This is a genomic window from Micromonospora coriariae (assembly GCF_900091455.1).
In the GTDB taxonomy this organism is placed as follows: domain Bacteria; phylum Actinomycetota; class Actinomycetes; order Mycobacteriales; family Micromonosporaceae; genus Micromonospora; species Micromonospora coriariae.
Genome location: NZ_LT607412.1, coordinates 4,036,599 through 4,062,003, shown reverse-complemented (window position 1 = coordinate 4,062,003; position 25,405 = coordinate 4,036,599). Strand labels below are relative to the sequence as shown.

General features: G+C 72.5%; 23 protein-coding genes. 7 read left to right on the top strand and 16 right to left on the bottom strand.

The window, feature by feature from the left end; all coding sequences use genetic code 11:
* Window positions 1–54: 54 nt before the first annotated feature.
* Window positions 55–273 (top strand): DUF397 domain-containing protein, encoded by a 219-nt coding sequence (locus GA0070607_RS19045; protein ID WP_089019410.1) that lies wholly within the window; start codon window positions 55–57, stop codon window positions 271–273.
* 105 nt (window positions 274–378) lie between these two features.
* Here the strand turns inward: GA0070607_RS19045 and GA0070607_RS19040 are convergent, their stop codons facing one another.
* Window positions 379–786, bottom strand: coding sequence for a hypothetical protein (locus tag GA0070607_RS19040; RefSeq protein ID WP_089019409.1), 408 nt, complete (start codon window positions 784–786; stop codon window positions 379–381).
* Window positions 787–1,047: 261 nt separating this feature from the next.
* On the opposite strand from GA0070607_RS19040, the gene GA0070607_RS19035 reads away from it, so the two are divergent.
* Entirely contained in the window at window positions 1,048–2,295 is a 1,248-nt protein-coding gene (locus GA0070607_RS19035; protein WP_089019408.1) for a cytochrome P450, read from the top strand.
* Window positions 2,296–2,350: 55 nt separating this feature from the next.
* Here GA0070607_RS19035 and GA0070607_RS19030 read toward each other — a convergent pair whose 3' ends face one another.
* Window positions 2,351–3,520 (bottom strand): zinc-dependent alcohol dehydrogenase, encoded by a 1,170-nt coding sequence (locus tag GA0070607_RS19030; RefSeq protein ID WP_089019407.1) that lies wholly within the window; start codon window positions 3,518–3,520, stop codon window positions 2,351–2,353.
* On the bottom strand, window positions 3,517–4,155 hold the full coding sequence (locus GA0070607_RS19025) for an SRPBCC family protein (RefSeq protein ID WP_089019406.1): 639 nt from the start codon (window positions 4,153–4,155) through the stop codon (window positions 3,517–3,519). Before GA0070607_RS19025 ends, GA0070607_RS19030 begins: the two co-directional genes overlap by 4 nt.
* 246 nt (window positions 4,156–4,401) lie before the next feature.
* Here GA0070607_RS19025 and GA0070607_RS19020 point away from each other — a divergent pair, with 246 nt between their 5' ends.
* Window positions 4,402–5,472 carry a glycosyltransferase gene (locus GA0070607_RS19020; protein WP_231929981.1) on the top strand — a complete coding sequence of 357 codons (1,071 nt, stop codon included), beginning with the start codon at window positions 4,402–4,404 and terminating at the stop codon, window positions 5,470–5,472.
* A gap of 64 nt (window positions 5,473–5,536) precedes the next feature.
* Here GA0070607_RS19020 and GA0070607_RS19015 read toward each other — a convergent pair whose 3' ends face one another.
* The 3 genes from GA0070607_RS19015 to GA0070607_RS19005 are packed head-to-tail and all read right to left on the bottom strand — an operon-like array spanning window position 5,537 to window position 7,453.
* Window positions 5,537–6,187: a DUF3618 domain-containing protein gene (locus GA0070607_RS19015; protein ID WP_089019405.1), complete on the bottom strand. Its 651-nt coding sequence runs from the start codon at window positions 6,185–6,187 to the stop codon at window positions 5,537–5,539.
* The gene (locus tag GA0070607_RS19010) at window positions 6,184–6,651 is read right to left on the bottom strand and encodes a phage holin family protein (RefSeq protein ID WP_089019404.1); all 468 of its coding nucleotides are present in this window, start codon (window positions 6,649–6,651) and stop codon (window positions 6,184–6,186) included. The genes GA0070607_RS19015 and GA0070607_RS19010 overlap by 4 nt, the downstream gene beginning before the upstream one ends.
* 31 nt (window positions 6,652–6,682) lie before the next feature.
* A complete protein-coding gene (locus tag GA0070607_RS19005) occupies window positions 6,683–7,453 on the bottom strand; it encodes a hypothetical protein (protein WP_089019403.1) in 771 nt (256 codons plus the stop codon).
* Window positions 7,454–7,683: 230 nt separating this feature from the next.
* Here GA0070607_RS19005 and GA0070607_RS19000 point away from each other — a divergent pair, with 230 nt between their 5' ends.
* Entirely contained in the window at window positions 7,684–8,175 is a 492-nt protein-coding gene (locus GA0070607_RS19000; RefSeq protein WP_089019402.1) for a DUF4383 domain-containing protein, read from the top strand.
* Between the two features lie 72 nt (window positions 8,176–8,247).
* Complete coding sequence (locus GA0070607_RS18995; RefSeq protein ID WP_089019401.1) at window positions 8,248–8,907, top strand: DUF6766 family protein; 660 nt, start codon at window positions 8,248–8,250, stop codon at window positions 8,905–8,907.
* 24 nt (window positions 8,908–8,931) lie between these two features.
* Here the strand turns inward: GA0070607_RS18995 and GA0070607_RS18990 are convergent, their stop codons facing one another.
* The 8 genes from GA0070607_RS18990 to GA0070607_RS18955 all read right to left on the bottom strand — a co-directional run bounded on the left by GA0070607_RS18990 (window position 8,932) and on the right by GA0070607_RS18955 (window position 18,465).
* The gene (locus GA0070607_RS18990) at window positions 8,932–9,381 is read right to left on the bottom strand and encodes a GNAT family N-acetyltransferase (RefSeq protein ID WP_089021937.1); all 450 of its coding nucleotides are present in this window, start codon (window positions 9,379–9,381) and stop codon (window positions 8,932–8,934) included.
* A gap of 70 nt (window positions 9,382–9,451) precedes the next feature.
* Window positions 9,452–10,933 (bottom strand): GTPase ObgE, encoded by a 1,482-nt coding sequence (gene obgE / locus GA0070607_RS18985; RefSeq protein WP_089019400.1) that lies wholly within the window; start codon window positions 10,931–10,933, stop codon window positions 9,452–9,454.
* A gap of 93 nt (window positions 10,934–11,026) precedes the next feature.
* Window positions 11,027–11,281: a 50S ribosomal protein L27 gene (gene rpmA / locus GA0070607_RS18980; protein WP_074313740.1), complete on the bottom strand. Its 255-nt coding sequence runs from the start codon at window positions 11,279–11,281 to the stop codon at window positions 11,027–11,029.
* Between the two features lie 11 nt (window positions 11,282–11,292).
* Entirely contained in the window at window positions 11,293–11,607 is a 315-nt protein-coding gene (gene rplU, locus GA0070607_RS18975) for a 50S ribosomal protein L21 (protein WP_074313742.1), read from the bottom strand.
* Between the two features lie 166 nt (window positions 11,608–11,773).
* Entirely contained in the window at window positions 11,774–12,292 is a 519-nt protein-coding gene (locus tag GA0070607_RS18970; RefSeq protein WP_089019399.1) for a hypothetical protein, read from the bottom strand.
* Window positions 12,293–12,425: 133 nt separating this feature from the next.
* On the bottom strand, window positions 12,426–15,470 hold the full coding sequence (locus GA0070607_RS18965) for an Rne/Rng family ribonuclease (protein WP_089019398.1): 3,045 nt from the start codon (window positions 15,468–15,470) through the stop codon (window positions 12,426–12,428).
* 131 nt (window positions 15,471–15,601) lie between these two features.
* Complete coding sequence (locus GA0070607_RS18960) at window positions 15,602–16,321, bottom strand: TIGR03936 family radical SAM-associated protein (protein WP_089019397.1); 720 nt, start codon at window positions 16,319–16,321, stop codon at window positions 15,602–15,604.
* A 167-nt stretch (window positions 16,322–16,488) separates the two neighbouring features.
* Window positions 16,489–18,465 carry a TIGR03960 family B12-binding radical SAM protein gene (locus tag GA0070607_RS18955; RefSeq protein ID WP_089019396.1) on the bottom strand — a complete coding sequence of 659 codons (1,977 nt, stop codon included), beginning with the start codon at window positions 18,463–18,465 and terminating at the stop codon, window positions 16,489–16,491.
* 107 nt (window positions 18,466–18,572) lie between these two features.
* Between GA0070607_RS18955 and GA0070607_RS33420 the strand changes: the two genes are divergently transcribed.
* Complete coding sequence (locus GA0070607_RS33420) at window positions 18,573–19,949, top strand: hypothetical protein (protein WP_231929980.1); 1,377 nt, start codon at window positions 18,573–18,575, stop codon at window positions 19,947–19,949.
* A gap of 55 nt (window positions 19,950–20,004) precedes the next feature.
* Here the strand turns inward: GA0070607_RS33420 and GA0070607_RS18945 are convergent, their stop codons facing one another.
* Together GA0070607_RS18945 and ileS are read right to left on the bottom strand one after the other, a co-directional pair.
* Window positions 20,005–20,694: a lysophospholipid acyltransferase family protein gene (locus tag GA0070607_RS18945; protein ID WP_089019395.1), complete on the bottom strand. Its 690-nt coding sequence runs from the start codon at window positions 20,692–20,694 to the stop codon at window positions 20,005–20,007.
* 163 nt (window positions 20,695–20,857) lie between these two features.
* A complete protein-coding gene (gene ileS, locus GA0070607_RS18940) occupies window positions 20,858–24,004 on the bottom strand; it encodes an isoleucine--tRNA ligase (protein WP_089019394.1) in 3,147 nt (1,048 codons plus the stop codon).
* Between the two features lie 377 nt (window positions 24,005–24,381).
* On the opposite strand from ileS, the gene GA0070607_RS18935 reads away from it, so the two are divergent.
* Window positions 24,382–25,404 (top strand): ArsR family transcriptional regulator, encoded by a 1,023-nt coding sequence (locus tag GA0070607_RS18935; RefSeq protein WP_089019393.1) that lies wholly within the window; start codon window positions 24,382–24,384, stop codon window positions 25,402–25,404.
* The last annotated feature ends 1 nt before the right edge of the window (window position 25,405 follow it).

Below are 25,405 nucleotides of genomic sequence, written 5' to 3'. Positions count from 1 at the left end.
GATGGGGATCCGCACGCGGTCACCACACGACCCTCGGCACTGGAGGAAAGAACCATGGCGCAGCACCCCAAGGGCGACTTCGACCTCTCTCGGGCGGTCTGGCAGCGGGCCGACGGGGACACCTCCGACAGCGCCGTCGAGGTCGCGTTCGTCGATGACCTGATCGGGATGCGCAACTCCGGCCAGCCGGAGGGGCCGGTGCTGGTCTTCACCCAGGCCGAGTGGGACGCGTTCGTCGCCGGCGCGCAGGACGGCGAGTTCGACCTGGACTGACCCCGTACGCCGGCCCGGTGCCGGTGCCGGATCGGCGACGTGGGGGTGTCTCGGTGCCCGCGACGCCCCCACATCGCCCGCCCGTCGCCGGTCATGGGCCATCGGTCAACCATCTCCAGGGCCGTCGCCGTCGCCCCAGCCGAGGCCGCCGGGGCCCGGGGCGTGGTGGAAGCCAGGATGTTCGGCCACGTCGACGCAGCGCTCGCCGTCCGGGCCGACAGCCCCGCAGAACAGCCGCTCGGCCCGGTGCCAGGCATCGGCCGGCGACAGGGCCGCCGCACCGAGCGCCAGCTCCGGACGGAGCAGGCTCAGCGCCTCCGCGTACGCCACCGCCAGCTCGCGGGCGTCGACCATGCCGGCCGCCGTGAAGCCCAGGTGCACAGTGAAGAACCGGTGCGGCCGGGTGGGCCGCCGGGGCGGCCCGATCAGCGCCGCCCGGTCCCGGATCCGGTCCGCGCCGAGACCCCCGACCGCCCGCCGCTGCCGCCAGTGCGGCGATCTGTTGTCCCGCATACGCCCTCCCCGTGGTCCCTCGTCCGTGGCCCGGCCGCAACATCGACCCCAGCCGCCCCGGCCCTCGTCGCCGCCGGCCACCCACCCGAAACTCAACCAGGTTGCCGCGCCGGTGGGAGGGGCCAGCGGACGCCGATCCGATGGCCGCGCCGCACCCGCCCCGGCGCGCGACCGATGTCGGCGGTGCGATTCAGGAGCCCTGACCCGGGTAGACGCACCCGGCCGAGCAGACCGGCCGGCATCCGCACGTGAGGAGACCCGATGGCGACCACGCCGGCCGACCGCGGCCCCGACAGCACGCTCGCGTTCCTCCGCGCCGGCTACCGGTTCATCGGCGAGCGCTGCGACCGGTACGGCAGCGACATCTTCCGGACCCGGATCCTGCTGGCCCCGACCATCTGCCTGCGGGGCCGGCCGGCGGCGACGCTGTTCTACGACACCGAGCGCTTCCGTCGACGGGAGGCGATGCCGCTGCGGGTACAGCGGACCCTGACCGGCCGGGGCGGCGTGCAGGGGCTGGACGGGCCGGAGCACCGGGACCGCAAGGCGATGCTCATGTCGATCATGACGCCGGCCGCCATCGGACAGCTCGGCCAGCTCTTCGACGACGAGTGGCAGGCCCGGATTCCGGCCTGGGAGGGCGCCGCGCCGGTGACGCTCTACGACGAGTTGGGCCGGCTGCTGACCCGGGTGGTCTGCTCCTGGGCCGGGGTGCCGCTGGCCGCGTCGCAGGTCGACCGCCGTACCGTCGAGCTGCACGCCATGATCGAGGCCCCGGCGATCGTCGGCCCCCGGCACTGGCGGGGCCTGCTCGCCCGCCGTCGGGCCGAACGCTGGATCGCCGACATCATCGAGCGGACGCGGATCGGCACCCTCCCGGCCCCCGCCGGCAGCGCGCTCAAGGTGATCGCCGAGCACCGCGACGCACAGGGCAGGCTGCTCCCCCGCAGGATCGCCGCGGTCGAGCTGCTCAACGTGCTGCGGCCGACGGTCGCCGTGGACCGGTTCATCGTCTTCGCCGCGCTCGCCCTGCACGACCATCCCGCCTGGCGGCAGCGGGTCCGCGGCGACGACGAGGCCACCGAGCAGTTCGTGCAGGAGGTACGCCGGTACTACCCGTTCTTCCCGGCCGCCGCCGCTCAGGTCCGGCGCTCCTTCGACTGGCAGGGCCACCACTTCCCGCGCGGCCGGCGGGTGCTTCTCGACCTGTACGGCACCAACCACCACCCCGCGCTCTGGCCCGAGCCGGAGCTGTTCCGCCCGGAGCGGTTCGCCGGCCGTCCCGTGGACCCGTTCCACCTGATCCCGCAGGGCGGCGGCGACCACTGGACCGGGCACCGCTGCGCCGGCGAGTGGATCACCATCGACCTGATGAAACGGGCGGTCACCAACCTGACCAGCGCCATGCGCTACGAGGTCCCGCCACAGGACCTGGCAGTGGACCTGCGCCGGATGCCGGCACTACCCCCCAGCGGTCTCACCCTCACCAACATCCGCCGCACCGACTGACCCACCGCCCCACCGACCGTGCTGGTGACCGGCGGGGCGGGGTGCGGTCAGCGGGTCAGGGGTGCAGGACGCTGCGGAGGCAGCCGTCCTGCTTCTTCTCGAACAGCTCGTAGCCGCGTGCGCCCTGCTCCAGGGGGAGCGGATGGGTGGCCAGGTAGCCGGGGTCGATCTCGCCGGCGGCGATCCGGTCGAGCAGCATCGGGATGTAACGCTGCGCGTGCATCTGCCCCATCCGCAGGACCAGGGCCTTGTTCATCGCCGCGCCGAGCGGGAACTTGTCGATCAGACCGGCGTACACGCCGACGATGCTCACCGTGCCGCCCTTGCGGCAGGCCATGATCGCCTGGCGGACCGACGTGGGCCGGTCGGTCTGCAACCGCGCCGACTGCTTCACCCGGTCGTACGCGTAGGTCGGCCCGACGTCGTGCGACTCCATGCCCACCGCCTCGATGCAGGCGTCCGGCCCGCGCCCGGCGGTCAGCTCACGCAGCGCCTCCAGCACGTCGGTCTCCGCGTAGTTGATCGTCTCGACGCCCACCCGTTCGGCCGCCGTGGCCAACCGGTCCGGAAAACGGTCGATCATGATGACCCGCTCGGCGCCGAGGAGTTGCGCCGACCGGGCCGCCATCTGACCGACCCCGCCGGCACCCCAGACGGCGACCACCTCCCCGCCGGTCAGCCCGCAGAAGTCCGTGGCCATCCAGCCGGTGGGCATCGCGTCGGAGGCGAACACCACCGAGTCGTCCGGCACCCCGTCGGGCACCGCGAACGCGCCGACGTCGCCGAACGGCACCCGGATGTACTCCGCGTGTGAGCCGGCGTAGCCGCCCGCCGCGTGCGAGTAGCCCAGGATGCCGGCCGGCGAGTGCCCCCACAGCTTCTCGGTGAACACCGGCTGGGGATTCGAGTTGTCGCAGAGCGAGTACTGCTCGGTCCGGCAGTACCAGCAGCCACCGCAGGCGACCACCGAACCGACCACCACCCGGTCGCCCACCCGGTGCCGCCGTACGCCGGGCCCGGTCTCCACCACCTCGCCCATGAACTCGTGGCCGAGGATGTCGCCCTCCCGCATCGCCGGCAGGTATCCGTTGATCAGGTGGAGGTCGGAGCCGCAGACGCTGCTGGCCCGGACCCGGACGAGAATGTCCCCCTCGGCGCGGATCCGGGGCTCCGGCACGTCCCGGACCGCCAGCTTGCCGACGCCTTCCCAGCAGAGCGCCCTCACGCCCGTCCTCCCGTCATCAGCTTCTCCCGCATCCTGTCGGTCGCCTTCTCCTGGGCCGGGCTACGGCCGGACGGGTCGCGCCGGGTGTCGATCACCTGGCCGCACTCGATCAGCGACTTCACCCGGCGCAGCGTGTCCCGCAGAGCCAGGTCCGGTTCGTCGCCGGTGGCCAGGCCGACCACCCGGCGCAGCCGGCCGGAGCGGTAGCGCAGCTCGGCGCGGATCTCGGTGCCCCGGCCCTGCGGGGCATCGGTCAGCTCGATCCGCCCCTCCTGCGGCACCGGGCCGTCCTCGACCCCCCAGCGGAGCGTGCGGGGCCCGTCCACGGTGATCTCCGCCCGCCATTCGGTGTCACCGCCGCTCGGGTCGCGGGCGACACACCGCCAGCGCCGGTCGTCGAGCTGTTCCAGGGTGGCCCACTCGGCCAGCGCGCGGTCCAGCCGCTCCCGGTCGGTCCAGAACCCGACCACCGCGTCCCGGGGCCGGTCCACAGTCACCCCGCGGCGCACCACGTACCAGCCGTCCTGCCGCTCGGGCTGGTGCCGATGCCGACGGCGGGCCACCGCCCGCCCGACGCCGACCGCGGTCGCCGCGGTGACGCCGAGCACCGCCCACCTCGTTCCGTTGCTGGTCATCTCGTCTCCTTCACCCGGGCGTCCGGGGACAGACAGCCCACACCGGCAGCGCTACCCGGACTCGGCCCGTCGAAACGACGTACCGGTTTGACCGGCCGGATCGCGGGCACGTGCTGCGGGCGGCCGTCCGCCCGGCGGCCGTTGACCGCCTGTCCGGGAGGCACCCTTGCCCTTCGACACCAGCGCGTACGGCCGGCACGCTGGCCGACGCGGCCAACCGCCGCCGCACCGCCGGTCCGTGGCGGAGTGAGCGCGCCGACCCGCCGGGCCGGCGGACCCGACGACCCGCACCTCGGCGAGGCCCCGGGCTCCCAGCGGGTCGGTGCTGATCCCGACCGCGGCCGGCACGGTAGCGCGCCGCCGCTGCCGATGGCGTACGTGCTGCCGTTGCGCTGGGCCGCCGACACCGGCCTGGCCGAGCTGACCGACTACCTGCGCTGGCTGGGCGGCCGCGTCGAGGTCATCGTGGTCGACGGCTCCGCGCCGGACGTCTTCGCCCGGCACGCCGCGGCGTGGCGCGGGTTGGTCCGCCGGCACCTCCCGCCCGACCCCACCCTGCGCGGGTTGAACGGCAAGGTGACCGGGGTGCTCACCGGCGTTCGCGCGGCCGGCCACGAACACGTGGTGATCGCCGACGACGACGTTCGGTACGACGAGGCCGGACTGCGCGCGGTGCACCGGCTGCTCGGCCGGGTGGATCTGGTCCGGCCGCAGAACTACTTCGCCCCGCTGCCCTGGCACGCCTGGTGGGACACCGGTCGGACGCTGCTCAACAGGGCGCTCGGGGCGGACTACCCGGGCACCCTGGCAGTCCGCCGCAGCACTTTCCTCGGCATGGGCGGGTACGACCCGGACGTGCTCTTCGAGAACCTGGAGCTGATCCGCACCGTGCGGGCGTACGGCGGCACCGAGGCCGCGCCGGCCTGGCTGTACGTACGCCGGCTGCCACCGGACGCCGCGCACTTCCGCGGCCAACGGGTCCGCCAGGCGTACGACGATCTGGCCCAGCCGGCTCGCCTGCTGACCTCACTCGCGGTCCTGCCGGCGCTGGCGGCGGCGGTCGCGGCCCGCCGACCCGGGCTGCTGCTGGGCGCGGCGGCCGGCGCCGCAGCCGTGGCCGAGCTGGGCCGCCGCCGCGCCGGAGGCGACGCGGTCTTCCCGCCGAGCACCGCGCTGGCGGCCCCGCTCTGGCTGCTGGAACGTGCCGTGTGCGGCTGGCTCGCGGTCGGTCAGCGGTTCCTGCTCGGCGGAGTCCGCTACGGCGACACCCGCCTGCGCCGGGCCGCCCACTCGACCCGCGCGCTGCGGCCCCGCTGACAACGCGACAGCTCGCGGACACCGAGGTGGCCGCGAGCTGTCGGGGGTGATAACCGGGGTGGGGTCAGGGGCTGACCTGCTGGCGGGACTGCTGCGCCTGGTCTTTGACGTCCTGCGCGGCCGACCTGCTGTCGTCCTTGACCGCGTGCACCGCGTCCTGGGCGGTGGACTTCACCGACTCGGCGGCGTGCTGAGCCGGCTCGCGCAGCTCCTCCTTGAGCTCGCTGGCCACCTCGCCCAGCTTCTCCTTCACCACCCCGCCGTGCTCGCTGGCCTTCTCCTTGAGCTGGGTCGCGGCCTGCTGCTCCCGGCGGCTGGCCGGGATCAGCGACGAGGCGAGCCAGCCGACGCCGAACGCGATCAGGCCGGCGGCCAGCGGGTTGCCCTCGGACTTCTGCCGGATGACCCGCGGCGCGCTGTGGGCGGCGTCGCTGACGGTGGAGGCCGCCGACTGCGCGGCGTCGCTGACGCTGGAGGCCGCCGACGAGGTGCGGTCGCCCACCGAGTGGGCGGCGTGGCCGGTGCCGTGGCCGAGGTCAGACGCGGTTCCCATGACCTTGTCCCTCACATTCTGCAGCGCGGAGCGGGCCCGCTGCTTACGGTCGTCGACGATGCGGCTGGGGCTGACCTTGTACGCCAGCGCGTCCACGTCGGAACTCAGGTTGTTGCGGGTGGCTTCGATCTCCCGGCGGATCTGGTCGGGATCGGTGCTCATCGGGTTACTCCCTCCGGGTGGGGCTTGAGCGCGTCGGGGATCCGCTGCACGCTGTCGTTGGTCTGCTTGAGGCCGCGTACGTGCTGGGCGTTCTTCTTGGCCATGGAGTAGAGGACCCCGGCGACCACTGCCCAGATCACGGCCACGATCAGTGCGGCCAGACCGGAGTCCATGACGTTGTCCAGGAACTGCCACACGGCGATGGACACGAACAGCGCCACCATGTAGCCGCCGAAGCCGGCGCCGCCGAAGAGTCCGGCAGCCTTGCCGGCCTTCCTGCCCTCCTGGCGGATCTCGGCCTTGGCCAGCTCGACCTCCTGGCGCATCAGCGTCGACAGGTCACTGGTGACCTGGCGCATCAGCTCACCCAGCGAGCTGCCCTTCACCTCCGCCGCGGTGTGCGGGGCACCCGCGTCGGGGTGGTAACCGGAGTCCAGTCCGGACCCCTGCGTCGGCATGGTCATGCCGTCACCTCCCTTCGGATGACTCGGTGGCTCACGGACGGGTGTTGCCGCTGGACGGCACGCCCGGCAGCGGGTCGGTCTGGCTCACCGGCGGCAGCGGCTGGCCGGTGCCGGTCGGCTCGGCGTAGGTGCCGGGGTTCGGCTCGGCGTACGTGCCGGGGGTCGGGTCGAGGTAGCCGGCCGGCGGAACGGCGTCGGGCACCGCGCGGGGCGCCGGCGGCGTCGGGATCACGGCGGTCTGCTCCGGGTCGTACGCCCCGCTGCCGCGGTAGCTCGCCGAGCCGTTGCCGGAGTCGTCGCCGGCGGCGGAGACGCTGCGGGTCAGGCGGCCGGCCAGCACGCCGAGCACCGCCGCGCCGACCAGGAAGGTGCCCGGGTTGCGCCGCGCGTAGTCGCGCACCTCGGTGATCAGGTCACCGGGCTCGCGCTCCTCGAGCCAGCCGGCCACGCCGTGCACCCGGTCGGCGGCCTGACGGGCCAGCTCGCTCACCGGGCCGGCCTGGCCACCCTGCTCGGCCATCGAGCGCATCTCGTCGGCGAGCGACCGCAACCCACCGGCCGCGCGGCGCTGCTGCTCGCCGGTCTGGCTGGCGAGCTGGTTCCGCGCCTCGCCGTAGAGGTTGCGGGCCTGCCGGGCCGCCTCGCGGCCGACCTCGGTGCCCTGCTCCCTGGCGGTCTGCGCGACCGCGCCACCGGCGTGCGCGGCCTCCGATCCGACCTGGCGGGCCTGCTCGCGGACGCCTCCGCCGTTGGTCGACTCCTGCCCGTACGTGGAAGACGTGGGTGACAGATCGTAAGTCATGATTTCCCTTCCGCTCGGAAAGTCGTCGCGGTTGTGCTGGGGGGATGCGACCGCGCTGCCGCGGCCGCTGACAATTCACCTACCCTGCGTTCGGGCTTCCATGCCTCTTCGTGCATTTCACTGCGCGGCCGGTGGGATCGACTTCAAAATGGAGGATCGTCGGGCTGCGTCACGTCGCCGCTGCGGACAGCGAGGTTCGCGGGGCCGGCAGATCCACGGAGGGGGCAGCGATGGCACGAGACGCGCGAGGCGGCCGACCAACCGGCCATCGCCCCCGGGTGCAGGTGGCCGCGCTGATCGTGGCCGGGGTCTTCCTGCTGATCGGCATCCTCGGCTTCATCCCCGGCATCACCACCGACTACGGCGACCTGCGGTTCGCCACTCACCACTCGGACGCCCTGCTGCTCGGGCTGTTCCAGATCTCGATCCTGCACAACGCCGTACACCTGCTGTTCGGGCTGGCCGGCCTGGTGCTGGCCCGCAGCATCGCCGGCGCCCGGCTCTTCCTGGCCGGCGGCGGTGCGATCTACCTCGCCCTCTGGCTGTACGGCCTGGCGGTCGAGGCCATCGACGAGGACGGCGGGGTGAACATCCTGCCGATCAACGCCGCCGACAACTGGCTGCACCTCGCGCTCGGCTTCGGCATGCTCGCGCTCGGGCTGCTGCTCTCCAACCAGGTGGGCACCGGCGGACGCCTCGACACGCCGACCGACCGGCCCTGAACTGGCGCTCCACCGGTTTGGCGGTCATCCCGGCGTGGGTATCGCAGGGCTGATCCGCGAAAGAGGTGCGAGATGCCCCGTTGGCTACGCGACAACGCCCTGACCGTCGCCATGCTCGGCGCGTTCCTCGTCTTCCTGCTGTTGCAGAGCGTCTTCGGCTGGCAGACCCACAACGAGGAGCTGACCGAGTTCGGCGCGACGCCGCTGAGCTGGCCGGCCTACCTGACCAGTGGGCACTTCGCGGAGGCGGTCTTCGAGAACTGGGAGTCCGAGTTCCTCCAGATGGGCGGGTACGTGCTGCTCACCGCGCACCTGGTGCAGCGGGGTTCGGCCGAGTCGAAGCCGGTGGACCAGACCGACCGGCCGGAGGACGACGAGCGCCGGGCGACAGCGCAATCGCCCTGGCCGGTGCGCGTCGGCGGCCTGCCGCTTGTCGTCTACCGCAACAGCCTCTCCATCGCGCTGCTGCTGATCTTCGCCGGCTCGTTCGTCGGGCACCTGCTCGGTGGCACCGCCGCGTACAACCAGGAGCAGGCGTTGCAGAGCGGGGCACCGCCGATCGGGGTGTGGGACTTCCTCGGCACCAGCGACTTCTGGTTCCAGTCCATGCAGAACTGGCAGAGCGAGTTCCTCGCGGTCGGCGCCCTGATCCTGCTGAGCATCGTCCTGCGCCAGCACGCCTCGCCGGAGTCGAAGCCGGTCACCGTCGCGCACGCCAGCACCGGCGCCTGAGCGCCGGCACCGCGGCGCGGGCCGTCAGGCCGCGACCGGCAGCCGCTTGGCGAAACAGACGCTGTACGGGTTGTGCACGTACTCGCCGTACACCGGGATCCGGTCGTAGCCGCACGAGGTGTAGAGCCCGATCGCGGCCGGCAGGTAGGTGCCGGTCTCCAGGCAGACCACCGAATGCCCCTGCCGGAACGCCAGCTCCTCCAGCGCGGCCAGCAGCTGGCGGGCGATGCCCCGACCCCGGTACGCCGGCCGGACGTACATCCGCTTGACCTCGCCGGTGGCGGCGTCGATCGACTGGAGCCCACCGCAGGCGACCGCCCGGCCGTTCACCACCACGGCGAGGTAGCGGATGTCGTCGTGGGTGACGGTGACCTGCCCGTCCAACCCGCCATCGGCCTCGCGCAGCTCACGCTGCTGCGCGGTGACCAGGGCGGCGATCTCCGGATCGATGGCGGGCCGAGCTTCGATCAGCATCACCCCACGCTAGGCGGGACGGATTTCGCGGAGGTTTCCGGCAGTCAACCCGATCACGGAGCGCAACGGGCTATTCGGCGTCGTCCTCGTCGATGTCGACGATGTCGTCGGACGCGTCGGCGCCCACCCCGTCGCCCACCTCGTCCCCCGAGCGCACCCGGCGGGCCTTGCGGGCGGCGAGCCGCTCGGCCGCACGCGCCCGGTTCGACCTCGCCTCCAGCCGGACGTCGGTGCCCCGGTTGCCGGGCGTGAACTCCACACCGGCGTAGAGGGTCGGCTGCCAGTCGAACTCGCGCTCACCGATCCGGACCAGGTCGCCGGGTTGCGCGCCGGCCTTGGCCAGCTTGTCCTCGACCCCGAGCCGGGCCAGCCGGTCGGCCAGGTAGCCGACCGCCTCGTCGTTGTCGAAGTTGGTCTGCTTGACCCACCGCTCCGGCCTGACGCCCCGGACGGTGAACGAACCGTCGGTCTCGGCCGTGATGGTGAAGCCCTCGTCGTCCACGGCCGTCGGCCGGATCACGATCCGGGTCGGCTCGGCCGGCGGCGCGGCCTTGCGCTGCGCGTCGACCAGCTCGGCCATCGCGTAGGTGAGCTCCTTGAGCCCCTCCCGGGTGGCCGCGGAGACCTCGAACACCCGGTAGCCGCGCTCCTCCAGGTCGGGGCGCACGATCTCGGCGAGGTCGCGGCCGTCCGGCACGTCGACCTTGTTCACGGCCACCAGCCGCGGCCGGTCGGCCAGCCCGCCGTACTCGTTCAGCTCGGCCTCGATGGTCTCGATGTCGGCGACCGGGTCGCGGCCCGGCTCCATCGTCGCCGAGTCGATGACGTGCACCAGCACGGCGCAGCGCTCGATGTGCCGCAGGAATTCCAGGCCCAGCCCCTTGCCGGTGGCCGCGCCGGGGATCAGGCCGGGCACGTCGGCGACGGTGAAGGTGTGGTTGTCCACCCGGACCACGCCGAGGTTGGGCACCAGGGTGGTGAACGGGTAGTCGGCGATCTTGGGCTTCGCGGCGGAGATCACCGAGATCAGCGACGACTTGCCGGCCGAGGGGAAGCCCACCAGGCCCACATCGGCGACGCTCTTGAGCTCCAGCACCACGTCCAGCTGGTCGCCGGGCTCACCCAGCTCGGCGAAGCCGGGGGCCTTGCGCTTGGCGTTGGCCAGCGAGGCGTTACCCCGCCCGCCACGCCCGCCACGGGCCACCTCGAAGGTGGTGCCGGCGCCGACCATGTCGGCCAGCACCGTGCCGTCGAGGGTCTGCACCACTGTGCCGTTGGGCACCTTGAGCACCAGGTCGTGGCCGTTGGCCCCGTCCCGGTTCGACCCCGCGCCACCCTTGCCGCTGTCGGCCTTGACGTGCGGGCGGAAGTGGAAGTCGAGCAGCGTGGTCACCTGCGGGTCGACCACCAGGGACACGCTGCCACCGTGCCCGCCGTTGCCGCCGTCCGGCCCACCGAAGGGCTTGAACTTCTCGCGGTGGATCGAGGCACAACCGTGCCCGCCATCGCCGGCCTGCAGATGCAGCACGACCCGGTCAACGAACGTCGCCACGGCGTCAATCCTTCCAGCGAGGTCCGACCCCGCACTGCGAAAAAAGCGAAGCGGGCCGGGACCCGGAGGTCCGCGGCCCGCAACGCTTGAGAGCTACTGCTGCGGAACGATGCTGACGGTCTTGCGACCGCGCTTGGTGCCGAACAGGACCGCACCGGCGGACAGCGCGAACAGCGTGTCGTCGCCGCCACGGCCGACCAGGTCACCGGGGTGGAACTTGGTGCCGCGCTGCCGGATGAGGATCTCACCGGCGCTGACAACCTGACCACCGAAGCGCTTCACGCCGAGTCGCTGGGCCGCGGAGTCACGACCGTTACGCGAGCTGGACGCACCCTTTTTGTGAGCCATTGGAGGACGACCTACTTCCCGCTGGAGATGCCGGTCACCTTGACCTGGGTCAGCGGCTGGCGGTGACCCTGGCGCTTGTGGTAGCCAGTCTTGTTCTTGAACTTGTGGATCTTGATCTTCGGGCCCTTGGTGTGCGCGGCAATCTCGCCGGACACCGCGACCTCGGCAAGCTTCGCCGCGTCGGTCACCAGGTCGTCACCGTCGACGAGGAGCACCGCGGTGAGCTTCACCGCGTCACCGGGAGCACCGGTGAGCTTCTCGACCTCGATCACGTCGCCCTCGGCGACCTTGTACTGCTTGCCGCCGGTCTTGACGATCGCGTACATCGGAGGCGGACTCCCTGTCGTTGAGGCTGCTGGCGGTCGTCCCCGCGGCGGCTCGCCGGGTAGCAGTGCACGGCGGCGCGGGCACACGGGAACTCGGCACACCAAAAGTGCGCCGCAGGCAAGAGTACGCCATCGCAGGCCCGGACCCCAAACCGGCCCGCCCTGGTCAGCGCGCGCAGAGCTGGTCGAGGCGCTGCTGGAGCCGATCCAGCTCGGTCTCGTCGATCGAATCGACGTCGGCGCCGAGCGCGGCGACCTCGGCGCCGATGTCGGTGAGCAGCGTCTTGAGCTGCGGGTCGGTGGCCCGGGCCGACTGCTCCCGCAGCACGGTCCGCCAGCCGGCCAACGCGGCCTCGGCCCGCTTGCGTGCCGCCTCGGCGGCGGTGCTGTCCCCGGCGCCCACCGCGGCGATCATCTGGCCCACCGCCGCCACGTAGGTCTCGAGCGCGGTGGCGCCGGCCTGCTGTGCGGCGGCACACACCTGCGCGGCGTTGCCACCCACCACCGGCGTACCGGGCGACCCCACCGACGTACCGGCCGACCCGCCCCCGGGCCCTGCCGTCGGGCCGGAGCCCCCGGTGGTCGTGGCGGTCGGGCCCGGCTCTCCGCCCGGCCGGTCGGTGGAGCAACCCGCCCCGGCAAAGAGCGCGGCGACCAGCACTGTGACGGCGAGCAGACGACGCATCTTCTTCTCCTGACCGGGGGTGGCCGATCGCGGACCGGGGTGGCCGGACCGGCGAGGTCCCTCCCCCGTCACTCTGCCGGGGAAGGGACCTCGTCAACAAACACCGGGCCGGTCGGACCGGCCGGTCAGCCGTTCAGGGGCGGGTCCGTCGGCGGGCGCCACCCCGGCGGGAACGACGCCGGCCCGCGCCGCCCTCGGTGCTGTCCTCGTCGGCGTCGCCGTCGGCGAGCGCGTCCGGGTCGTCCGCGGCGGCCAGCCGGGCGGACTCGCCCTGCTGGCTGTCGGAGACCGCCGGCGCGGCCGCGGTGTCCGCCTCGTAGCGGGACAGGTCGTAGCCCATCGTGTCCACGTAGTCGGCGTCCGGTTCGGTGCCGGTGTCGCTCTCGACGACCTCGGCCACGGCCTTCTCGGCCGAGGCGCTCTTGCGCGCCCGACGGCGGGACGACGCGCTGCCCTGCTCGGCGGGCGGGGCGGCGGCGACCGACGAGGCGACCGCCTTGACCTTCTCCCCCGCCCCGTTGGCGCGTGGCTTCTCCGGCACCGGCTCGGTGTGGATGATCACGCCCCGACCCTTGCAGCACTCGCAGGTCTCGCTGAACGCCTCCAGCAGGCCCGCGCCGATCCGCTTACGGGTCATCTGCACCAGGCCGAGCGAGGTGATCTCGGTGACCTGGTGCTTGGTGCGGTCCCGGCCCAGGCACTCGGTGAGCCGGCGCAGCACCAGCTCACGGTTCGACTCCAGGACCATGTCGATGAAGTCGATCACCACGATGCCGCCGATGTCGCGCAGCCGGAGCTGGCGGACGATCTCCTCCGCCGCTTCCAGGTTGTTACGGGTGACCGTCTCCTCCAGGTTGCCCCCGGAGCCGGTGTACTTGCCGGTGTTGACGTCGACGACAGTCATGGCCTCGGTACGGTCGATCACCAGCGAGCCGCCGGAGGGCAGGAAGACCTTGCGGTCCAGACCCTTGATGATCTGCTCGTCGATCCGGTACTCGGAGAACACGTCACTCGTGCCGACGTGCCGGCGCACCCGGTCGACCAGGTCCGGGGAGACGTGCGACAGGTACGACTCGACCATGTCGTACGACTGCTCGCCCTCGATCACCAGCTCGCGGAAGTCCTCGTTGAAGAGGTCCCGGACCACCCGGATGACCAGGTCGGGCTCCTCGTAGAGCAGCACCGGCGCGCCGCCCTCGGCGGCCTTGGCCTGGATGTCCTCCCACTGGGCCTGGAGGCGCTTGACGTCGCGGGCCAGCTCGTCCTCGCTGGCGCCCTCGGCGGCCGTCCGGACGATCACGCCCGCGCCGTCCGGGACGAGCTTCTTGAGCACGTCGCGGAGCCGCTTGCGCTCGGTGTCCGGGAGCTTCCGGCTGATCCCGGAGGCGTTGCCGTTGGGCACGTAGACCAGGTGCCGGCCGGAGAGGGCGATGTGGCTGGTCAGCCGCGCGCCCTTGTGCCCGATCGGGTCCTTGGTGACCTGGACCAGCACCGAGTCGCCGGAGCGCAGCGCCTGCTCGATCGAACGGGCACGCCCCTCCAGGCCGGAGGTGTCCCAGTTGACCTCGCCGGCGTACAGCACCGCGTTGCGGCCCCGGCCGACGTCCACGAACGCAGCCTCCATGCTGGGCAGCACGTTCTGCACCTTGCCCAGGTACACGTTGCCGGCCATGGTGCCGGAGGAGTTGCGGGTGACGTAGTGCTCGACCAGCACGCCGTCCTCCAGGACGGCGATCTGGGTACGGTCACCGCGCTGACGCACGGCCATCACCCGGTCGACCGCCTCCCGGCGGGCCAGGAACTCCGACTCGCTGAGGATCGGCGGCCGGGTACGCCGCTGCTCCCGACCGTCCCGGCGGCGCTGGCGCTTGGCCTCCAGCCGGGTCGAGCCCGACACGCCCTGCACCTCGTCGACGGTCCGGCGCGGCTCGCGGATCTTGACCACGGTCGGCACGCCGTCGTCGGCGGCACCCTCCGTGTCGCCGGCACCCCGGCGGCGGCGACGCCGGCGGCGCCGGGTCAGCCCGTCCCCGCCCTCGGACTCCTCGTCCTCGTCGACCTCGGCCTCGGCGGTCTCCTCCTCCTCGGCCTGCGCGGCCTCGTCGGACTCCTCGTCCTCGGCGTCGTCGGCACCGCCCTTGCCCCGGCCACGGCCACGGCGACCACGCCGGCGGCGGCGGCGCGCGGCGGCGCTGTCCTCGTCGTCCTCATCCACCTCGGCGGCCTCGTCGGCCTCCTCGGTCGGCTCCTCCTCGGCCTCGACCGCCTCGACCGGTTCCACCGGCTCGGCGTCGCGGCGACCGCGCCGCCGCCGGCGGGACGGCTCGGCGGCCTCCTCGGCAGCCGGCTCCTCGGCGAACGGAGTGGGCTCCGCCGGCCGGGTCACCGGCACGGCGTCCGGCTGCGGCGCCATGAACAGCACGGTGGGCGCGGAGAGCGCCGCGCGCCGGCGGCGGGTCCGCGGCTGCTCCGGCTCGATGATCTCGGCCGGCTCGATCAGTTCGTTGGCCACACCGGCCACGGCCACGCCCGGCGGCACCTCGCCGGAGCGCTCCTGCGCGCCGCTGGTCCGGGCCGGTTCGGCGGCGGTCTCCGCCTCGTTCAGTTCGGCCTCCGCCTCGCGCAGGTCGGACTCCGCCGGCGTCTCGGCGACCGGCTCCTCGACAGCGGCGGGCTCTTCGGCGGCGGGGGGCTCCTCGACAGCGGCCGGCGTGGCCTTCTTCCGCCGGGTGCGGGTCACCTTGACCGGGGGGACCACCTCGGGGGAGGCCTCCTCGGCGGAGGCCGCGACCAACGGCTCCTCGGCGACCTTCTCCACCGGGGCGGCCTTGCGGCGACGCCGGGGGGCCTTCGGGGCGGTGTCCAGGTCGCCGGAGATCGGGGCGAAGACCTCCGCCTGTGGCGACTCGCCGGTGCCGGCCCCACCGGTGGTCGCCTCGACCGGCGCCTCGGCCTGCTCCGGTTGGTTGAGCGGTGCTGCCCGACGGCGGGTCGTCCGGGCACGCCGCGCGGGCGCGGCGGGCTCGGCGCTGTCCGCGCCGGCCGGTTCCAGCGCGGCCGATCCGGCAGCGGTGGGGTTCGCGACGGCGGCGCCGTCGGCGGTGGTGCTCTGGTCAGCGGTTTCGCCGGCCGGCTGTGAACCGGTCCGTTCGCCGCCCTCGGGCTCGTTCTCGAGCATGGACGTTCTCCAGTTCTGGCTGCCCCGGGCGCGGGTGAGCGCTGCCACGCAGGGTCGCCGCAAAAGTGTTTCCGCCGGGCGCGCGTGGTGCGCGACCGCCGAAGTCTGCCTGCCAGAGCACTGACCGTCGGTCAGTGCCCAACGATGGCTGCCCCGTCGCGGTCCGCATCCAACGGATCCACGATCGCACCCTGCGCGGTCAGCGTGCCCTGAGCCAGCCGGGTCACCCTCGGCGAGACCGGCGGCTCCAGGTCGGCCACCACGCGGAGGCCGGAAAGGACGTCATCGGGCCGTACGGACGGGGTGACCTGCCGCACGACCAGTTCGAGTATCGCACACGGTACGGCCGCCGCCCCGGAAGGCGTCGGCGTCGGCGCGAGGACATCGATCGACATCACGGCCGCGCGGGCGTCGAAGGTACGTCGGCCCTGCTTGGTCATCCGCTCGACCAGCACCTCCTCGGCGGCGGTGAACGCGTCCACGGCGGCGCGCAGCACGGCGGGGTCGACCTCGGGCAGCTCGATGTGCCAGTGCGACGCCTCGATCCGGTCCGGCAGGCTGCCGCCGACGGCGATCACGGCGTCCAACACGTCCAGCCCGGGTGAGAGCGCGGCGTCCAGCGCGGCCCGCAGCGCCTCCGGTTCGACCGACGCCTGGAGCCCGATCTCCAGGTACTCCGCCTCGCTGGCCACCCCGGTGGGCGCGGCGCTGGCGTAGGAGATCTTCGGGTGCGGGGTGAAGCCCTGGGAGTAGGCGATCGGCACGCCGGCCCGGCGCAGCGCCCGCTCGAAGGCCCGGGCGAAGTCCCGGTGCGAGGTGAACCGCAGCGGCCCGCGCTTGGCGTACCGGATGCGGACGCGCTGGACGACCGGCGCCTGCCCACCCTCGGGCTGTGGTTTCTTACTGATCGTCTCGCTCCTCGGAACTCAGCACCGGTTGATCATGAAGTTATCGCCGGCGACACGCCGTACGGCTGGCTACAACTCCATGATCAACGCGGGCGACCGGTGGGGCCGGGTCAGGCGGTGGGGGTTTTGAGGCCCTGGACGGGGGTCAGGGGCAGGAGCTTCTTGCCCGTGGGGCCGATCTGGATCTCGGTGTCCATCGACGGGCAGACGCCGCAGTCGAAGCACGGCGTCCACCGGCAGTCGTCCTGCTCGAACTCGCTGAGCGAATCCTGCCAGTCCTGCCAGAGCCAGTCCTTGTCCAGGCCCGAGTCCAGGTGGTCCCAGGGCAGGACCTCCAGCTCATCGCGCTGCCGGGTGGTGTACCAGTCGAGGTCCACCCCGAAGGCGGGCAACGTCTCGGCCGCCGCGTCCACCCAGCGCTGGTACGAGAAGTGCTCGCTCCAACCGTCGAACCGGCCGCCGTTCTCCCACACCCTGCGGATCACCGAGCCGACCCGGCGGTCGCCCCGGGAGAGCAGCCCCTCGATCAGGGACGGCTCGCCGTCGTGGTAGCGGTAGCCGATCGCCCGGCCCAGCGAACGGTCCGAGTTGATCGCCTGCTTGAGGATCTTGAGTCGGTGGTCGATGACCTCCGGGCGCTCCATCGGGGCCCACTGGAACGGGGTGTGCGGCTTGGGCACGAACCCGCCGATGGAGACCGTGCAGCGGATGTCCTTCGAGCCGGTGGCGGCCCGACCAGCCTTGATCACCTCGTGCGCCATGTCCGCGATTTCCAGGACGTCGGCGTCGGTCTCGGTGGGCAGGCCACACATGAAGTAGAGCTTCACCTGCCGCCAGCCGTTGGTGTACGCGGTGACGACCGTACGGATCAGGTCTTCCTTCGACACCATCTTGTTGATGACCTTGCGGATCCGCTCCGACCCGCCCTCCGGGGCGAAGGTCAGGCCGGTGCGCCGCCCGTTGCGGGACAACTCCTGCGCGAGGTCGATGTTGAACGCATCCACCCGGGTCGACGGCAGCGACAGCGAGACGTTGGTGCCCTCGTACTGCTCGGCCAGGCCGGAGCACATGTCGCCGATCTCCGAGTGGTCGGCCGAGGAGAGCGACAGCAGACCCACCTCGGAGAAGCCGGAGAACTCCAGCCCCTCGCGCACCATCTGCCCGACCGTGGTGATCGACCGCTCGCGCACCGGTCGCGTGATCATGCCCGCCTGGCAGAACCGGCAGCCCCGGGTGCAGCCCCGGAAGATCTCCACCGCGTACCGCTCGTGCACCGTCTCGGCGAGCGGAACGAGGGGCTTCTTCGGGTACGGCCAGGCGTCCAGGTCCATCGTCGTGCGCTTGTGTACCCGGAACGGCACGTCCGCCCGGTTCGGCACGACCCGCTGGATCCGCCCGTCCGGGAGGTAGTCCACGTCGTAGAAGCGCGGCACGTAGACGCTCTCGGTGCGGGCCAACCGCAGCAGCAGCTCGTCGCGGCCACCCGGGGAACCCTCCGCCTTCCACTCCCGGACGATCGCGGTGATCTCCAGGACCGCCTCCTCGCCGTCGCCGAGCACTGCGGCGTCGATGAAGTCGGCGATCGGCTCCGGGTTGAACGCGGCGTGCCCGCCGGCCACGATCACCGGATCGGCGTCCGTGCGGTCGGCGGCCAGCATCGGGATGCCGGCCAGGTCGATCGCGGTGAGCAGGTTGGTGTAGCCCAGCTCGGTGGAGAAGGAGATGCCGAACACGTCGAAGTCGCGCACCGGCCGATGCGCGTCGACGGTGAACTGCGGCACGCCGTGCGTGCGCATCAGGCTCTCCAGGTCCGGCCAGACCGCGTACGTCCGCTCGGCGAGGGTGTCGGGCAGCTCGTTGAGCACCTCGTAGAGGATCTGCACGCCCTGGTTGGGCAGGCCCACCTCGTACGCGTCCGGATACATCAGTGCCCAGCGCACGGTCGCCGCGTCCCAGTCCTTGACCACCGCACCCAGCTCACCACCCACGTACTGGATGGGCTTCGAGACCTGCGGAAGCAGTGGCTCCAGCCGGGGCCAGACGGAATTGGTCGCGGCCGCGCGCGGCGTCGTGGACGGGGCACTCATGATGCCCAAGGGTACGCGCCCATCCGGCGGGGACCGCGCGCACGCCCGGTCTGCGGTGGTGGCGGCGCGGTACTAACCTCGGACCGGCGCGAGAGGAGATTGCCGCGATGCCGGAGTCCCAGCCGGGAGCAGGCCGTCCGGCCGACGGGAGCACCCCGGGCACGGAGCCGGACCGGGATCCGGCGGTCGCCGACGAGCCGACCTCCCCACCCGTACCGTCGGACCAGCCGGGCCCCGCGGACCAGGCCCAGACCTCGGACCAGCCGGGCCCCGCGGACGAGGCCCAGACCTCGGACCAGGCCCAACCGCCGGACCAGCCCGAACCGGCGGGCTCGCCCGTCGCCGCCGAGGCCCCGGCCGGTTCCCAGGTGCCCACCGCCGAGGCGCCCGCCACCGTCGAGGCGCCCGCCACTGAGGGTGGCGCGGCCGCCACCGCGGAGGCTCCCGCGCCCAGGTGGAGCGGCTCCGCGCCGGTGCCTCCCCCGCTGCCACGTCGGCGGACCTGGGGCGCGTCGACCGAGCCGACCCCGCCGCCGCCGGTGCCGGACGAACCTCCGGAACACCGCACCCCGGTCGACCCGTGGGCGGGCGTGGACACCGGCGGCTGGGACCTTTCGCACGCCGACCTGCCTGCGCTGCCCCCGACGTTGCCCTACCCCACGCCGCCGACGACTCCGCAGTGGTCCGGTCCACCCGCTGCCCCTGTCCGTTCGCACCCCGTGTCGCCGGCGGCCGCGCCCATGCCACCGCACGCCGCGCGGCCCAACCCGCCGACCCGGCCGATGCCGCCCGCGCCGCCGCCGAACCGGCCCATGTCACCGCCCGTGCCGGCCCCGGTGCCGAAGCAGCGTCGGGGCCGGCGCTCCGACATGCCACCACCGGCCCCTCCGGGCTGGCAGGCCCCCAAGGGGTACGTGCCGGTCCCGGTCCGGCGGCGACGCCGCTGGCCGTGGCTGCTGTTGCTCACGCTGGCCTGCTGCTGCGGGTGCCCCGCCTACTACGGGTTCCCGATCTCGGCCCAGTACCCGGCCCGCGCGGCACTGCCCGATCAGGTCGAAGACCTCAGCCTGCGTCAGGACAACCGCAGCGCGGAGACCGCCCGGCAGTTGGAGAGCGAGGTACGCAAAGAGCACTGGCTGGCCGAGGACATCTTCGCCGGCGTCTACTCCACGACGAGCGGTAAACGGGTGACCGTCTTCGGCGGCACCGGCTTCCGACTGAGCCCGGAGTCGGACGCGGAGGCCGAGATCAGCCGGCTCACCGACCGCTACGCGTTGGCCGCTCCGGAGACCGTGGACACCGGTGTACGCGGCCGGCACGAGCGCTGCGCGGTCGGCCGGGCGGACGGCAGCGACGTGGTGGTCTGCACCTCGGTCGACCACGGCAGCATCGCCACCGGAGTGTTCACCCGGCTGTCGGTCTCCGACAGCGCCGCCCTGCTGGACAGGCTGCGCGCCCAGATCGTCCAGCCCGAGCGGGGCTGAGCCGCACCCACGACGGCTGGCGTGACACAGCGTCACGCCCCGCCCGGACGACCAATCAGGCGTCGCGGGTCGGGTCCGGGTGGGCGCGCGGCGGGGCGTAGCGGGGGACGTACTCCTGGCCGGTGAGCTTCTGGATCTCGCTCATGATCTCGTCTGTCATCTGCCGCAGTGAGGTGCGGTCGTCCGGCCGGCCGGTGAAGTCCAGGGGCTTGCCGAACCGGACGGTGATCTTGGCGGTGCCGGGGCGGGGCACCCGGGCCCCGATCGGCTGCGCCTTGTCCGTGCCGATCATGCCGACCGGGATGACCGGCACTCCAGCCGAGAGCGCCAGCCGGGCCGCGCCGGTCCGCCCCCGGTACAGCTTGCCGTCCGGTGAACGGGTGCCCTCCGGGTAGACCACCACCAGGTCGCCACCCTTGAGCGCCGGGATGGCCGCGTCGAACGCGGACAGTGCCGCCCGCCCGCCGGCCCGCTCGACCGGGATCGCGCCCAGGCCGGTGAGGACGAACTTGGAGATTGCCCCCTTCACCCCGGTGCCCTTGAAGTACTCCGACTTCGCCCAGAACGCCAGGTGCCGGGGCACCACCGTGCCGAGGAACAGCTCATCGGCCACCGAGAGATGGTTGCCGGCGAAGACCGCGCCGCCGGTGTCCGGCACGTGTTCCAGCCCCTCCACGGTCGGGCGGAACGCCAACCGCAGCGTGGGCGCCACGGTGAGCTTGCCGATGGTGTAGAGCAGGGGCACTGGTCCTCCGGCAGATGAGGTGCGAACAGGCGGTGTCACGGTAGCGGACGCCGCCACACTCCCCGGACGGAGGTGGCGAGGCGCCCGCTCCCCGGCGGCGCTCCCGTTAGGAAGGGGCCCTTCCTCTACACGAGGCGTTAGGAAGGGCCCCTTCCTAACACCGTCATACCCTGCGGACGACGACCGTCACCCGGTCGCCCTCACCGACCTCACCGGCGAAGCCGTCGAGGCCCTCGGCGAAGTCGACCGAGTCGGCCAGCACCTCCCCGGCGACGAAGTCGATGTACGCGGCCACCGCCGCCCGCACCTCCTCGGACGCCGACACCGACACCACGATCCGGTCCGAGACGTCGAGGTCGGCGTCCCGACGGGCCTGCTGCACCACCCGGACCACGTCGCGGGCCAGCCCCTCGGCGGCCAACTCCGGTGTGACCTCGGTGTCCAGCACCACCACGCCCTCACCGCCCGGCAGCGGCGCGGAGTGCTCGGCGTCGGCGGCGACCAGTCGCAATTCGTACTCGCCCTCGGCCAGGGTGACACCGGCGGCCACCGGAGCGCCGTCGACCAGTTCCCAGTCGCCCGCCTTGACCGCCTTGATCACCTGCTGGACCTGCTTGCCGACCCGTGGGCCGAGCGCCCGGGGCACCACGGTCAGCACCTGCTGGCAGTACGCGGACAGCTCCGCGCTGAACTCCACCGACTTCACGTTGACCTCGTCAGCGACCAGGTCGGCGAACGGGCGCAGCTGCTCCGCCGCCGGCGAGGCCACTGTCAGCTTCGACAGCGGCAGCCGCACCCGCAGCCCCTTCGCCTTGCGCAGCGACAACGCCGCCGAGGCGACCGCCCGGGTGGCGTCCATCGCGGCGACCAGCTCGTGGTCGGCCGGGAACTCGGTCGCCTCCGGCCAGTCGGTCAGGTGCACCGAGCGCTCCCCGGTCAGCCCGCGCCAGATCTCCTCCGCGGTCAGCGGCGCCAACGGCGCCACCACCCGGCAGAGTGTCTCCAGCACCGTCCACAGGGTGTCGAAGGCGTTCGCGTCACCGGACCAGAACCGGTCCCGGGACCGGCGCACGTACCAGTTGGTCAGCGCGTCCAGGAAGGACCGGACGGTGGCGCAGGCGCCGGAGATGTCGTACGCCTCCATCTGCGCCTGAACCGTCGACACCAACTCGTTCGTCTTCGCCAGCACGTACCGGTCGAGCAGGTGCGTCGAGTCGGTGCGGCGCCGCGCCTGGTGCCCGTCCGCGTTGGCGTAGAGCGAGAAGAAGTACCAGACGTTCCACAGCGGCAGCAGCACCTGCCGTACGGCGTCCCGGATGAGCGTCTCGGTGACCGCCATGTCACCGCCGCGCAGCACCGGCGAGGACATCAGCATCCAACGCATCGCGTCCGAGCCGTACGCGTCGAAGACGTGGTAGACGTCCGGGTAGTTGCGCAGGCTCTTGGACATCTTGCGCCCGTCCGAGCCGAGCAGGATGCCGTGGCTCAGGCAGTTACGGAACGCCGGCCGGTCGAACAGCGCGGTGGCCAGCACGTGCATCGTGTAGAACCAGCCGCGGGTCTGCCCGATGTACTCGACGATGAAGTCACCCGGGTAGTGGTGCTCGAACCAGTCCGCGTTCTCGAACGGGTAGTGCACCTGGGCGAACGGCATCGAGCCGGACTCGAACCAGCAGTCCAGCACCTCCGGCACCCGACGCATCATCGACTGCCCGGTCGGGTCGTCCGGGTTGGGGCGGACCAGCTCGTCCACCGCCGGCCGGTGCAGGTCGCTCAGGCGTACGCCGAAGTCCCGCTCGATGTCCGCCAGCGAGCCGTACACGTCCAGGCGCGGGTAGTTCGGGTCGTCGGACTTCCACACCGGGATCGGCGAGCCCCAGAACCGGTTCCGGCTGATCGACCAGTCCCGGGCGTTGGCCAGCCACTTGCCGAACGAGCCGTCCTTGATGTGCCCCGGCGTCCAGTTGATCTGCTGGTTCAGCTCGACCATCCGGTCCCGGAAACGGGTCACCGCCACGAACCACGACGACACCGCCTTGTAGACCAGCGGGGTCTCGCAGCGCCAGCAGTGCGGGTACGAGTGGGTGTAGGTGTCCTGCTTGAGCACCACCCCCCGCTCCTTGAGCTCCCGGATCACCAGCTTGTTGACGTCGAAGACCTGCTCGCCCTGGTACTGCGGGACCAACGCGGTGAACCGGGTGTGGTCGTCCACCGTGACGATGGTGGGGATGCCGGCGGCGTTGCAGACGTTCTGGTCGTCCTCACCGAAGGCCGGGGCCAGGTGCACGATCCCGGTGCCGTCCTCGGTGGTGACGAACTCCGCGCCGAGCACCTGGTAGGCGTTGTCCCCGGCCTGCTCGACGAGGAAGTCGTAGAGCGGGGTGTAGCGGCGGCCGACCAGGTCACGGCCGTACACCGTGCCGACCTGCTCGTACCCCTCCAGCTCCTTGGCGTACGCGGCCAGCCGCGCCGCGCCGACGACGAACCGGTCCCCGTCGCGCTCCAGCACCGCGTACTCGATGTCCGGGCCCACGGCGAGCGCCAGGTTGGACGGCAGGGTCCACGGCGTGGTGGTCCACACGCCCAGCTTGACCGGCCCGCGCACCAGCTCGGGCGCGGACTCGTCGGCGGTCAGCCCGAACCACACGGACAGGGTCGGGTCGTGCCGGTCCCGGTAGACGTCGTCCATCCGGGTCTCGGTGTTCGACAGTGGCGTCTCGCAGCGCCAGCAGTACGCCAGCACCCGGAAGCCCTCGTAGATCAGACCCTTGTCGTGCAGGGTCTTGAAGGCCCACATGACGCTTTCCATGTAGTCCAGGTCGAGGGTCTTGTAGTCGTTGGCGAAGTCGACCCAGCGGGCCTGCCGGTTGATGTACCGCTCCCAGTCCTGGGTGAACTCCAGCACCGAGGTGCGGCAGGCCTCGTTGAACCGGGCCACGCCCAGGTCGATGATCTCCGCCTTGCTGGTGATGCCGAGCTGCTTCTCGGCCACCACCTCGGCGGGCAGGCCGTGGCAGTCCCAGCCGAAGCGCCGCTCGACGTGCCGACCGCGCATGGTCTGGTAGCGCGGCACCACGTCCTTGACGTAGCCGGTGAAGAGGTGGCCGTAGTGCGGCAGGCCGTTGGCGAACGGCGGTCCGTCGTAGAAGACGTACTCGTTCTTGCCGTCCGTGCCGGCGGGACGGGCCTCGATGCTGGCCTCGAAGGTCTTGTCGGCCGTCCAGTGCTCCAGCACCCGGCGCTCGACCGCGGGCAGGTCCGGGCTCGCCGGGACACCGGCGGCGGTCGGGTCGTGCAACGGATAGGCCATCGGGGGTCGCTCTCCTCGCAGCTCACTCATCGGTGGGTCTGCGAGGACGAACCTTCCGGGGTACGCCTCGACGACGCTCCCCGGGTGGCCCGCGGTACCACCCCGCTTGGCGGTCTGGATCGACCGCCCGCTCATTGGCCGGCTGTGACGGGCCGGACCCGTCCGGTTCTACTGGGCCGGTTGCCCGGCTGTTCTTCCGGAGGCTCACCGGTGATGGCCGGGTCATCGCCTTACGGTGCTCAACGATACTCGACCCACCCACCGGCCCGCCGCCAAGTAATCCCGCGAAGGAAGGGCCCCTTCTTATCGCCTCGTGTTGTACAAGGGTCCCTTCCTAACGTCCAGGGGCGTTCCGCGACCGGGCTAGCCTCACCGGCGTGATCCGTATCGAGCTGGACGAGCCGACGCTGACCCGCACCCGGATCGCGACCAGCCCGCTCTGGGAGGCCAAGTGCAGCCTCTACCTGCTCGACCGGTACCCGGACGAGGCGCCCTGGCCCTACACGGGCTGGGCCCGGCACGCCCGCCGGGCGCTCGCCGAGCTGCCCGACCCGGCCTCGCTGAAGCTCTACTCGGCCACCGGCCCGTGGTACCCGGACTTCCTCGGCCCGGTACCGCCCACCGCCAGCCCGACCATCGCCGAGGAGTTAACCGTGCTGCGGGCCACGCCGGCCTCGGTGATCGCCGAGCAGATCCCCCGCTACCACCGTCCCGATGACCTGCCAGGTTGGTTGCGCCCATTCGTCACCGACCGGCAGGCGGCCCTGGACCGGCTCGCCGACGGCCTCCAGGCGTACTGGGACGCGGCGATCGCGCCCTGGTGGCCGGCGATGCGGGCGGCGTTGGACGAGGAGGTGCTGCACCGGGCGCGGGCGCTCGCCGCGCACGGCCCCGACGCGCTGCTGGCCGACCTGCACGAGCGGGTGCGCTGGGAAAAGCCGGTGCTGACCCTGGTCAAGCCGTCCGAGGCGCGGTTCACCGCGGTCGACCAGCGGCTGCTGCTGATCCCGTTGATCTTCTCCCGAGGAGCGCTCACCCACTCCACCGATCACCCCGAGATACTCGCGGTCTCGTACCAGGCCCGCGGCTCGGTGCTGCTGGCCGATCGGCCGGGCGCCGACAGGCCCACACCTGATCCGGCCACCGACCGGCTGGCGGTGCTGGTCGGGCGGGGGCGCGCCCAGGTGTTGCGGGCACTGACCCGACCGGCGAGCACCGCCGGCCTCGCCGCGACCTTGGGGCTGGCCCCGAGCACCGTCTCGGAGCAGCTGTCCGCGCTGCTCACCGCCGGCGTGGTGCATCGCCGGCGGGTGGGCCGGCGGGTGCTGTACGGCCTGGAACCGGCCGGCGCGGCCCTGGTGCAGTTGATCGGCGACGAGCGGGCGGCCGCCTCGGCCTGAG

Bases quoted from the DNA above. Each gene is read 5' to 3' on its own strand.
- GA0070607_RS19045 (WP_089019410.1), top strand. From the start codon at position 55: ATGGCGCAGCACCCCAAGGGCGACTTCGACCTCTCTCGGGCGGTCTGG.
- GA0070607_RS19040 (WP_089019409.1), bottom strand. From the start codon at position 786: ATGCGGGACAACAGATCGCCGCACTGGCGGCAGCGGCGGGCGGTCGGG.
- GA0070607_RS19035 (WP_089019408.1), top strand. From the start codon at position 1,048: ATGGCGACCACGCCGGCCGACCGCGGCCCCGACAGCACGCTCGCGTTC.
- GA0070607_RS19025 (WP_089019406.1), bottom strand. From the start codon at position 4,155: ATGACCAGCAACGGAACGAGGTGGGCGGTGCTCGGCGTCACCGCGGCG.
- GA0070607_RS19015 (WP_089019405.1), bottom strand. From the start codon at position 6,187: ATGAGCACCGATCCCGACCAGATCCGCCGGGAGATCGAAGCCACCCGC.
- GA0070607_RS19010 (WP_089019404.1), bottom strand. From the start codon at position 6,651: ATGACCATGCCGACGCAGGGGTCCGGACTGGACTCCGGTTACCACCCC.
- GA0070607_RS19005 (WP_089019403.1), bottom strand. From the start codon at position 7,453: ATGACTTACGATCTGTCACCCACGTCTTCCACGTACGGGCAGGAGTCG.
- GA0070607_RS19000 (WP_089019402.1), top strand. From the start codon at position 7,684: ATGGCACGAGACGCGCGAGGCGGCCGACCAACCGGCCATCGCCCCCGG.
- GA0070607_RS18995 (WP_089019401.1), top strand. From the start codon at position 8,248: ATGCCCCGTTGGCTACGCGACAACGCCCTGACCGTCGCCATGCTCGGC.
- GA0070607_RS18990 (WP_089021937.1), bottom strand. From the start codon at position 9,381: ATGCTGATCGAAGCTCGGCCCGCCATCGATCCGGAGATCGCCGCCCTG.
- rpmA (WP_074313740.1), bottom strand. From the start codon at position 11,281: ATGGCTCACAAAAAGGGTGCGTCCAGCTCGCGTAACGGTCGTGACTCC.
- rplU (WP_074313742.1), bottom strand. From the start codon at position 11,607: ATGTACGCGATCGTCAAGACCGGCGGCAAGCAGTACAAGGTCGCCGAG.
- GA0070607_RS18970 (WP_089019399.1), bottom strand. From the start codon at position 12,292: ATGCGTCGTCTGCTCGCCGTCACAGTGCTGGTCGCCGCGCTCTTTGCC.
- GA0070607_RS18965 (WP_089019398.1), bottom strand. From the start codon at position 15,470: ATGCTCGAGAACGAGCCCGAGGGCGGCGAACGGACCGGTTCACAGCCG.
- GA0070607_RS18955 (WP_089019396.1), bottom strand. From the start codon at position 18,465: ATGAGTGCCCCGTCCACGACGCCGCGCGCGGCCGCGACCAATTCCGTC.
- GA0070607_RS33420 (WP_231929980.1), top strand. From the start codon at position 18,573: ATGCCGGAGTCCCAGCCGGGAGCAGGCCGTCCGGCCGACGGGAGCACC.
- ileS (WP_089019394.1), bottom strand. From the start codon at position 24,004: ATGGCCTATCCGTTGCACGACCCGACCGCCGCCGGTGTCCCGGCGAGC.